Origin of the sequence: Petralouisia muris, from assembly GCF_004793545.1 — a bacterium.
In the GTDB taxonomy this organism is placed as follows: domain Bacteria; phylum Bacillota; class Clostridia; order Lachnospirales; family Lachnospiraceae; genus Petralouisia; species Petralouisia muris.
Genome location: NZ_SRYA01000178.1, coordinates 1 through 2,725 on the forward strand (window position 1 = coordinate 1; position 2,725 = coordinate 2,725).

Sequence of the window (2,725 nt, forward strand, 5' to 3'; positions counted from 1 at the left end):
ACAGATTTGCTCCAGTCTTTATTTCACTAATATCACTTTTCATAGTTCATGTACATAGCTTTGAAAATTCATACCAGTTTTGAAAGTGAGGTGCTGTTAATGTCAGATTTAAAACACGATGTAACCGCAGAGCGCTGGGCCATGCTCATAAAGGAACGCATGGAAAGCGGTATGACCGTCAGGGAATGGTGTCATGACAGGGATATCAAAGAGTCCCGGTATTATTACTGGCTGAGAAGACTCCGCCAGGATGCAGTGAAAGAGAAGGAACGCAGGCAGCAGGTATCGCCTTCTGTGGAACTTCCAACAGACATCTGCCGGGAACAGGTCTTTGAACCAGCCGCAGCAGTTATCCGAAAAGGAAATGTTACTATAGAAGTAACCGAATCTGCTTCGGCAGGTTTTATTGCAAAAGTTATGGAGGCGCTGGCCAATGCTTGGTAATGTAAAACGATACAGCCGGATTTACCTGGCATATGGCTATACAGATCTCCGTTATGGAATAGACGGCCTGGCCAGGGTTGTACAGGATCATTTTTCGCTGGATCCGTTTCAAAAAGGCTGTCTCTTTTTATTCTGTGGAAGGCGGACAGACCGCATTAAAGGACTTTTGTGGGAGGGTGATGGCTTTGTGCTTGTTTATAAAAGACTGGAAGCGGGGCGTTTCCAGTGGCCAAGGACGGCGTCAGAAGCCCGTGAGATCACGCCGGAACAATTCACATGGCTGATGCAGGGGCTTGCCGTGGAGCAGAAAAAAAGGATACAGGAGGTCGCACCGAAAAGAACATGCTGATAGGCATGATGACAGGTTTTGTGCAAAACATAGAAATTTTCCTGCCCGTTTCTGGCGGTACATTCCCATGCCCCGGCAGCAAAAAAGGCGTACATGAACGTCCTGTGCTGCTTTTAAAAACAGTTCTGCATATTTTTTCCATGAAAACTGGAAAAAATAATTCTATAACTGTAAAGCATCTTTTTTGACAGCATAGTCTGTCGTCATTTTGACGAAACCGGACAAAAAATTTTCAGCAGAAATATCCTGTGTATGCTATAATGCTGGTATGGAAAAGATGATCTATACAGCAGATGAACTGAATAATACCGACAGGGATGAACTCATCGGGATCATACTCTCGCTGCAGGAAAATATTGCCCAGATGACCCAGAACCAGGAACTGATCCTGGAACAGATGGCCATTCTGCGCGGACAGCGTTTCGGACGGCGTTCTGAAAAAATGAATGTGATCGACGGGCAGATGAGCCTGTTCTTTAACGAACCGGAAGCCACAGCCGGCGAACCGGGCACACAGGCAGAAGAACCGGAATTTGAGGAAGTTGTCATTCACAGGAAAAAGAAGCGGAAAGGGAAACGTGAAGACGACTTAAAAGGAATGCCTGTAACGGTCATAAAACATGAAATGTCAGAAGAAGAACTGAAAGAAGCATTTCCGGATGGAAGATATAAGCGTCTTCCGGATGAAGTGTATAAAAGACTGGAATTCCATCCGGCTTCTTTTGAAGTAAAAGAACATCATGTAGCCGTTTATGCCGGTATGGATGATGAAACCATCGTAAAGGCACAGCGTCCAAAGGATCTGCTGCGGGGCAGCATTGTCACTCCTTCCCTGGAAGCTGCCATCATCAATGGAAAATATGTCAACTCCCTTCCGCTTTACCGCATGGAGCAGGAGTTCAAACGTAACGATGTGAACCTGAACCGCCAGAACATGGCGAACTGGACGATCGAGTGTGCTGACCGCTATCTTGCAGTCCTGTATGACTATCTGCATAAGCTTCTGTACCAGTATCATGTGCTGCAGGCAGATGAGACCACTGTCGAAGTTTCAAAAGACGGGAGGACTGCCGGATCAAAGAGTTATATGTGGATTTACCGCACCGGGAAATCTTATGAAGAAGCCATCGTCCTGTATGAATGCCAGAAAGACAGGAAGGAGGACCATCCGGAGGAGTTTCTGAAAGGTTTTCAGGGAGTATGCGTTACAGACGGTTACCAGGCATACCATTCCCTAGAAGAAAAAACCCCCGGCCTGACGATTGCTGGCTGCTGGGCACATGCGAGGCGTAAATATGCAGATGCACTGAAAGCCATAAAGGATGAAAAAGAGCGTAAAGGTACGCTTGCCTATGATGCCCTAAAGCAGATCGGGGCGATCTATAAACTGGACAATGATCTGGCAGAGCTTACACCAGCACAACGGCAGCACAGGAGGCAGCTGAAACTAAAACCCCTGGTTGACGCTTATTTTGTGTGGGTAAAAAAACACCAGAATGAAGTTCTGCCAAAATCCCAGACAGGAAAAGCTTTTAGCTATTCCGTGAATCAGGAAAGATATCTGCGCGTATTTCTGGAAGACGGTGAAGTCCCCCTGGACAACAATGCGACAGAATCCACACTGCGTGGTTTTTGTATCGGAAGGCACAACTGGAAGCTGATCGACACCATCCGCGGAGCCAGATCCAGCGCCATTATCTACAGCATTACCGAAACTGCAAAGGCAAACGATCTGAAAGTCTATGAATACGTGGAGTATCTCCTGACTGAGATACCGAAACACGAAGACGACACAAACCGAGATTTTCTGGATGACCTGCTCCCATGGTCTCCAAACCTGCCAGAGCAATGTCGGAAATCCAATAAATATGAAGTGAAATAAAAACTGGAGCAAATCTGTTACTATCATACAGGTTTGCTCCAGTTTTGTAT

The 2,725-nt window shown here is 46.3% G+C and carries 3 protein-coding genes; all 3 read left to right on the forward strand.

All coding sequences use genetic code 11. The features are described 5' to 3' along the window. Positions 1-99: 99 nt before the first annotated feature. The 3 genes from tnpA to tnpC all read left to right on the forward strand — a co-directional run bounded on the left by tnpA (position 100) and on the right by tnpC (position 2,675). Entirely contained in the window at positions 100-444 is a 345-nt protein-coding gene (gene tnpA, locus E5329_RS28825; RefSeq protein ID WP_135992538.1) for an IS66 family insertion sequence element accessory protein TnpA, read from the forward strand. Further along, entirely contained in the window at positions 434-793 is a 360-nt protein-coding gene (gene tnpB, locus E5329_RS28830; RefSeq protein ID WP_135992539.1) for an IS66 family insertion sequence element accessory protein TnpB, read from the forward strand. The genes tnpA and tnpB overlap by 11 nt, the downstream gene beginning before the upstream one ends. 277 nt (positions 794-1,070) lie before the next feature. After that, positions 1,071-2,675, forward strand: a complete 1,605-nt coding sequence (gene tnpC / locus E5329_RS28835) for an IS66 family transposase (protein ID WP_330572433.1) — start codon at positions 1,071-1,073, stop codon at positions 2,673-2,675. Positions 2,676-2,725: the final 50 nt, after the last annotated feature.